The sequence below is a fragment of the Trueperaceae bacterium genome, assembly GCA_031581195.1.
Taxonomy (GTDB): Bacteria; Deinococcota; Deinococci; order Deinococcales; family Trueperaceae; genus SLSQ01.
The window spans coordinates 1-6,564 of sequence record JAVLCF010000123.1 but is presented as its reverse complement, the minus strand read 5'-3'; the positions used below and the strand labels follow the sequence as shown (position 1 = coordinate 6,564).

Genomic DNA, 6,564 nt, shown 5'->3' with positions numbered 1-6,564 from the left:
GTGCGACGCGGCTCGCGACGTCGGTCAGGCGGATCGCGTCGGCGAGGTCCCCGTCCGCTTCGGCCGCGGCGGCGGCGCGCGACCAGGCGTCGTGCGCCACGCTTCGCACGTGGTCCTGCGCGTCGGCGAGCCAATCCATGAACTCCGGGGCATCCTCGAGGACGACGCCCTCCAGGAAGGCGCGGGTGGGGTCGATGCCGGCCGGTTCGCCGTCGCGGGGGGCGTGGGCGCCGCGCCAGGCGTGGAGCCGCGTGACGTCGGCGTCGACGGCGGTGGCGTCGAGCCGGACGTGCGTCCGGTTGGCGTCGAGGACCTCCCCGAGCGCCCGGCGGAGGGTCGTGAGCGTCACGCGGAGGTTCGTGCGGGCGTGCGCCGGACCCTGGTCGGGCCACAGGAGGCTCGCGAGGTGCGCGCGGCTGGCGCCCTCGGGCGTCGCGAGGAGGTAGCCGAGCACCGCCCAGTGCTTGCGTTGCGCGAGGCGGGCGGCGCCGTTCGCGCCGGCGAGCCGCGGCGGGCCGAGCACCTGGACCGACGGCCCCGTCGCGTGCGCGGCCCCCAGCGGGGACCGGGGGTCGCGACGCATCGAACCGGGTTCCGGTGACGTCATACGTACGAACCGTAACGTACGCAAAGACGAAATACGGCATACCAAACCACGTTCGTGGCGAACCGTGCCTCGCTGGAGGGCCGTCTCCGACGCCTCCGGTTCTCACGAACCGGGGGCGCGGGCCCGGTATCGTCGGGGTTCGATGCGACCGACCGGCCCCCGACCCCCTACACCGGCGTGGCGCCGGGGTGCCCGCGCGCTCGGGGCGCGCCTCGGGGGCGCCTTCGCGCTCGTCGCCCTCACGGGCGGCGCGCTCGCGTCCCCGCCGTGCGAGGCGCTCCTCGAGGGCTACCTGGCGCGCGACGCGGTCGTCGAGCGCCCCTGCCTGGTCGACCTGCAGGAACGCGGCGTGTGCTTCGCGGTGGAGGGCACGACGCTCGAGTCGTCGCTCCGGCAGTTCGACGCCTACCTGCAGGGGTCCGGCGTCCCGCGCCCCACGTGGGTGACGCACGAGGGGACGCACGCCGCGCGGGTGGAGGCGCCGGCCGGCGACCGGCTGGAGCTGGTGCTGGCCGAGAACGGCCCGTTCGACACGCTCGGGTCGTGCCGCATGGTGCCCGAACGCTGACCCCGCGGGGCGGACCTCACCCGCCGTAGGCGTACCCGCGCGCCTCGACGGGGGCCGACAGGCCGGCGACGGTGCGCGCGCGCAGCGTCCAGGCGCGCCCCTCGCGGCGGAGGGTGCCGTCGATGATCAACACCTGCGCGTCGCGCAGGAACCGCCACTGCGCGTCCCACAGGTCGGGGGCGATGACGACCTGGGCGCGGTCGGGCCCGTCCTCCACGACGAAGAAGGCGAACCCCTTGGCGGTCCCGGGGCGTTGCCGCGCGACGATCCACCCGCCGGTCCGCACCTCCCCCTCGCGGGCGGCGGCGAGGGGCGTGACGCCGAGATCCCGGAGCGCGCCGCGCATCAGGTCGAGCGGGTGGACGCCCGCCTCGGAGAAGCCCTTCAGGCGGTAGTCCCAGACGGTGCGTTCGGCCTCCTCGAGGGCGGCGAGCGGGGGGGTGGGGGGCGTCGGGTCGAACAGCGGCGCCTGGCCGGGGGGGGCCGTGTGGTGCAGGGCGCGCGCCTGGTAGAGCGCGTCGCGGCGCCCCTGCAGGCCGTCGAACGCGCCGGCGCGGGCGAGCGCCTCGAGGGCGTCGCCGGGCACGCGGGCCCGCTGGTACAGGTCGCGCAGGTCGGCGTAGGGTCCGCCCCGCGCCCGCTCGAGCACGACGTCGCGCGCGACGGCGTCGGATACGCCGGTCGCGGTCTGCAGCGGCGGGACGAGGGTGCCCTCGGGGCCGCCCGGGTCGACGCGCCACCCGGCGCCGGCCCGGTTGACGTCGAGCGCCGCGACCTCCACCCCCCAGCGGCGCGCCTCCTGCCGCAGGGTGGAGCGGGGCCACATGCCGGGGTGTTCGTTCAGGACCGCCGCGAGGTACGGCCCCGGGTGGTGGTGCCGCAGCCACGCGCTGGTGTAGGCGTGCAGCCCGAACGCCCAGGCGTGCGACTCCGCGAAGCCGTACCCGCGGAACGCCGCCATCGCGTCGAAGATCGCCTGCGCCTCCGCTTCGCTGCACCCCGCGTGCCGCATCGCACCGTCGACGAACGCGCGGTGCGCGTCGCGGACCTCGTGTTCGTCCTCGAAGGTCGTGACGACCTTGCGGAAGCGTTCCGCGTCGGTCCAGGACATGCCGGCGACGGCGACGGCGATGCGCATGAGGTCCTCCTGGAAGAGGATCACGCCGTACGACTTGGCGAGGACCGGCTCGAGGGCGGGGTGCAGGTAGGTGACGGGTTCGCGGCCGTTGCGGCGCGCGACGTACGGGTGGACGGTCTGCGACTGGATGGGGCCGGGCCGGAAGAGCGCCACCTGGTGCGCGAGGTCGGTGAGGGTGCGCGGCTTCAGCTGGACGCTCATGCGCACCTGGCCGGGCGACTCGATCTGGAACAGGCCCATCGTGTCGCCCGCCTGGATGCGGTCCCAGACGGCGTCGTCGGGCGGGGGGTCGCGGACGTCGACCCAGCGTCCGGTGAGGCGGTGGACCTCCTCGCGGGTGCGTTCGAAGACGCTGAGCATGCGGAGCCCCAGAAGGTCGAGCTTGATGAGGCCGAGCGCTTCGACGTCGTCCTTGTCGAACTGCAGGAGTTTGATGCCGCCGCTCGAGCGTTCGAGGGGGCTGGCGTGCGCCAGCGGCGCGCGGCTGAGGACCACCCCACCCGAGTGGGGGGCGACGTGCCGCACGAACTTCGCTTCCATGTGGCGCAGGAGCGCCGTCAGCTGCTCGCGGAGGGGGGACGCCCCGAGGACCTCGTCGAACACCTCGTCCGCCTCGTGCACCTGGTGGGGGCGGAGGTGCCGGTAGGGCCGCCCGAGCGCCTTCGTGAGGCGGTCGCGGGTCGCGGGCGGCAGCCCGAGCGCCCGCCCGAGGTCCTGCACGGCGCTCGGCAGGAAGTAGGTGATGCGGTTGCAGACCATCGCCTCGGTGCGCGCCCCGAAGCGCCGCTCGACCCACGCGAGCAGCTCGTCGCGGCGGGCGGAGGCGACGTCGACGTCGATGTCGGGGGGCGACGCCTTGCCGCCGTGCAGGAACCGCTCGAACAGCAGGTCGTGCTCGAGGGGGTCGGCCTGCGTGATGCCGAGCAGGTGGCAGAGCAGGCTGGCGGCGGCGGAGCCGCGACCGCTGCAGACGATGCCGCGGTCGTGACAGTAGTCGGTGATCTCCGCGGCGGCGAGGAAGAAGCCGGCGAAGCCGAGCGCGCGGACGGTGGCGAGTTCGTGGTCGAGGCGTTCGCGGGCGGTCGCCAGGCGCGCGCCGTCGTAGCGCTCGACGAGCGCGCCGTAGGTGCGTTCGGCGAGGTAGCCGTCGGGGGTGAGGCCGTCGGGGACGTACGCGTCGGGCGGCTCGAGGCGTTCGGGGAGCAGCGGCCAGGTGCACGCCTCGGCTAGCGCGCGGGTGTTCGCGAGCACGTCGGGCAGCAGCAGCGCCGGCGTGTCGCCGGGCAGCACCCGGTCGCTCAGGTCGGGTGGGGGGACGGCGTCCGCGTCGTTGCGGGGGCGGTCCGGGTGCGGGTCGTCGACCGTGATGCCGAGCCGCGCGCAGGTCAGCGCGTCGTACAGCGGGTACAGGTCGGGGGTGGCGTAGCGGACCTCGGGGGCGGCGACGGCGGGCAGTCGGGCGCGTTGCGCGAGCCGGCGCAGGTACCGCCCGCGGCGCAGGTCGGCGGGGTGGGCGCCGTGATAGAGCTGCACCCAGAAGCGGTCGGGGAACAGGGCGGCGAAGCGCTCCAGGAGGCGGTCGAGGTCGGCGAAGCGGCGGCGGACGAGGAGGGTGGTGGGGAACCCCGCCCGCCCGCCGGAGAGGGCGTGCAGGTCGGTGGCGTGCGCCTCGAGGATCGGGAGCGTGACCTCGCCGCCGCGTTCGTGCGCGAGGGTCAACAGGTCGTTGAGGGTGGCGTAGCCGCGCCGCGACCCGGCGAGGAGGGGGAGGGGGTGGACGTCGTCGCCGTCGCGCACCGCCACGGTCGCCCCCACGATCGCTCGGACGCCGTGCGCGCGGGCGGCCTGGTGCAGCTCCACCGCGCCGTACACGCCGCCGTGGTCGGTGAGCGCGACGCTTTCGTAGCCGCGTTCGGCGGCGCGCTCGACGAGGCGGCGGGGGCTGGAGGCGCCGCGCCCGAAGCTGAAGAAGCTGTGGACGTGCAGCAGGTCGCGGAGCCGGGGGGCGGGGGCGGACGGCACTCAGTCCCACGTCCGTTCGGGCCGCCAGGGGGCGTCGGGCGCGTCGTCGCGGCGGACCTCGAGGGTGAGCGCGTCGACGTCGTCGGCCCCCTCGACGTCGCCGCCTCCGGTCGGTGCGTCGTGCGGGACGGCGTCGACGAGGAGGTGCAGGGTGGGGGGGTCGCCCCGCCACCAGCGGTTGCCGACCCGCCACACGTCGTGGATGCGGCGGACCGTCAGGACCCGCCCGTCGGGCAGGGGGACGCGGTCGGGGAGGGCCGTCACCGGGAGGCCTCCACGCGCGCCTTCGGTGGAGGCGTCTCCGCCTCCGCCGGCGCCGCCTCCGCAGGTGCCGGCGCGGGTGCCGGCGTCGGGGCGGGCGCGGGGGCGTCGCCCGGCCAGGGGAGCGGTTCGCCGCTGGCGGCGTTGAGCAGGCGCCAGCGCAGGGACGCGCGCAGGGCGCCGGGGTCGTGCACGGCGAAGCGGCGGGCGTGCCCGGGGAAGCGGGCGTCGAGGAGGGCCGTGGCGCGCTCGCGGCGTTCCCGGTGGCGCCACAACGCCCCCGGGCGGCTGCGGCGCGCCAACCCGGACGCCTCGAGCGTGAGCGCGTCGAGCCCGAGCGGGACGAGGCCGGCGTCGGCGAGCGCCAGGTGGGCGAGGCGGAGGATCGCGTCGGCGTCGCGCAGGGGGCGTTTGGCGCGGCGGGTGGCGTCGGCGGCGACGCCGGCCGCTTCGGCGCGGACGCGGAGGCGGTCGGCGCTGCGTTCGCCGAGCGCCGCCGCGATCCGGTCGGCGAGGTCGGCGAGGACGGGGTCGAGTTCGGCCGGTTCGCGGGCGGGGTCGTCGAAGGCGTGCCGCACCGCGATCCGCAGCGGTGGGGGGCGGAGGGGGACGTGCGCGTCGCGCGGGCCGTCGAGGGTCGCGGCGAGCGCCGCGGCGGCGGGCCCGAGGAAGGCGGCGCGCTGGCGCGCGCTCCAGGCGCGCAGATCACCGACCCGCGTGACGCCGAGCCAGGCGAGGCGGTCGCGGTCGGCGTCGGGGAGCCCGAGCGCGCGGAGGGCGGCGACGGGGGCGCGGTCGAGGGTCGTCCAGGGATCCTCGTCGGGGGGCACGGCGCGGACCGTGCCGGGGGGCGCCAGGAGCGCCAGGAGGCGCGCCTCCTGGACCGTGTCCGCCACGCCGACGCGGGCCTCGTGGCGGACGGCGAAGGCGTGGGCGTCGGCCGGGGAGGCGCGCAGCGCCAGGACGCCGGGTGCGACCGCGGCGAGGAAGGGGGAGACGTCGCGCGCCTCGTCGAGGACGGCGTCCCAGGCGGCGGCGAGGTCGGGCCCGTCGGGCGTGACGACGTGCAGGTCGGGGAGGCGTTGGCGGGCGCCGGCGAGGGCGCTCCCGGGGCGGATGCCGGCGCGTTTCGCGGCCGCGTCCGCGTCGCGCACGCGGCGCCCGTCGTCGCTCGTGACGGTCGGGACGACGCCCTCGCCGCGCGCGGCGCGCCGGCGCCGTTCGCGCCACAACGCGAACGGTTCGAGGCTGGCCACGATCACGCGGTCCGCGGTCGCGTCGGGGTGCGGGTCCGACGGGAGCAGCGGCGTCGGGGACGGCGGCCGGGCCGGGCTCGGTTCGGGTCCGGAGGCCGCGTCGGTGGGGGGAGGGGGCGTGGTACGTTTCCGCATCGCAGGTCGCGATCCTTTCGTGGTCTGACGATCCGTTCGGACGTACCGCCGGGCCGCCACAGCCACCGGTACGTCCGAGCTTTTGGGCGTCGGCGCCCGTGGGCGCCCCGGGCGCGGACCTGGGGTGAGGACGACGCGACCGGACCCCCACGATACCTTAAAAAACAAGGTAGGGGCAACGCGGATCCCGTGGGGCCCTACGAGCCGCGAGGGACGCACGCCAGGACGTTCGCACCTGGCGTCGCCCCGCGACGCTCGACACGATGCGTCGCATGCCGCGCCGCCTCGCCGCCGGGTCGATCCCGCTGCTGCTCCTCGTCGCCTTCGCCTCCGCACGGGCCGCCCCCTCCGCCCCCGTCGACGTCTACGTCTTCCACGGCGAGGGGTGCCCCCACTGCGCGACCGCGCTCGCCTTCCTGGAGGACCTCCGCGCCGACCACCCGCACCTCCGCGTCCACGCCTTCGAGGTGTGGCACGACGACGCGAATCGGGCGCTGCTGCAGGCGTTCGCCCGCGCCTACGACCGCGAGGTGCGCGGCGTCCCGGTGATCGTCGTCGGGGACGCCTGGTGGACCGG

6 protein-coding genes are annotated in these 6,564 nt (G+C 76.7%); 2 read left to right on the top strand and 4 right to left on the bottom strand.

Going from position 1 to position 6,564, the window contains the following annotated elements; translation table 11 throughout:
• Positions 1-583: hypothetical protein (locus RI554_09930; protein MDR9392333.1), on the bottom strand; the 583-nt coding region annotated here is incomplete at its 3' end.
• A gap of 166 nt (positions 584-749) precedes the next feature.
• Between RI554_09930 and RI554_09925 the strand changes: the two genes are divergently transcribed.
• Positions 750-1,175 carry a hypothetical protein gene (locus RI554_09925; protein ID MDR9392332.1) on the top strand — a complete coding sequence of 142 codons (426 nt, stop codon included), beginning with the start codon at positions 750-752 and terminating at the stop codon, positions 1,173-1,175.
• A gap of 16 nt (positions 1,176-1,191) precedes the next feature.
• Here the strand turns inward: RI554_09925 and RI554_09920 are convergent, their stop codons facing one another.
• Genes RI554_09920 through RI554_09910 form a run of 3 tightly spaced genes read right to left on the bottom strand, consistent with a single transcriptional unit; the run spans position 1,192 to position 5,987 of the window.
• Positions 1,192-4,335, bottom strand: coding sequence for a DNA polymerase III subunit alpha (locus tag RI554_09920; protein ID MDR9392331.1), 3,144 nt, complete (start codon positions 4,333-4,335; stop codon positions 1,192-1,194).
• Positions 4,336-4,599 (bottom strand): hypothetical protein, encoded by a 264-nt coding sequence (locus RI554_09915; protein ID MDR9392330.1) that lies wholly within the window; start codon positions 4,597-4,599, stop codon positions 4,336-4,338.
• Positions 4,596-5,987 (bottom strand): hypothetical protein, encoded by a 1,392-nt coding sequence (locus RI554_09910; GenBank protein ID MDR9392329.1) that lies wholly within the window; start codon positions 5,985-5,987, stop codon positions 4,596-4,598. Before RI554_09910 ends, RI554_09915 begins: the two co-directional genes overlap by 4 nt.
• Positions 5,988-6,259: 272 nt before the next feature.
• Here RI554_09910 and RI554_09905 point away from each other — a divergent pair.
• The coding region (locus RI554_09905; GenBank protein ID MDR9392328.1) for a glutaredoxin domain-containing protein at positions 6,260-6,564 on the top strand (305 nt) is incomplete at its 3' end.

Bases quoted from the DNA above. Each gene is read 5' to 3' on its own strand.
- RI554_09925 (MDR9392332.1), top strand. From the start codon at position 750: ATGCGACCGACCGGCCCCCGACCCCCTACACCGGCGTGGCGCCGGGGT.
- RI554_09910 (MDR9392329.1), bottom strand. From the start codon at position 5,987: ATGCGGAAACGTACCACGCCCCCTCCCCCCACCGACGCGGCCTCCGGA.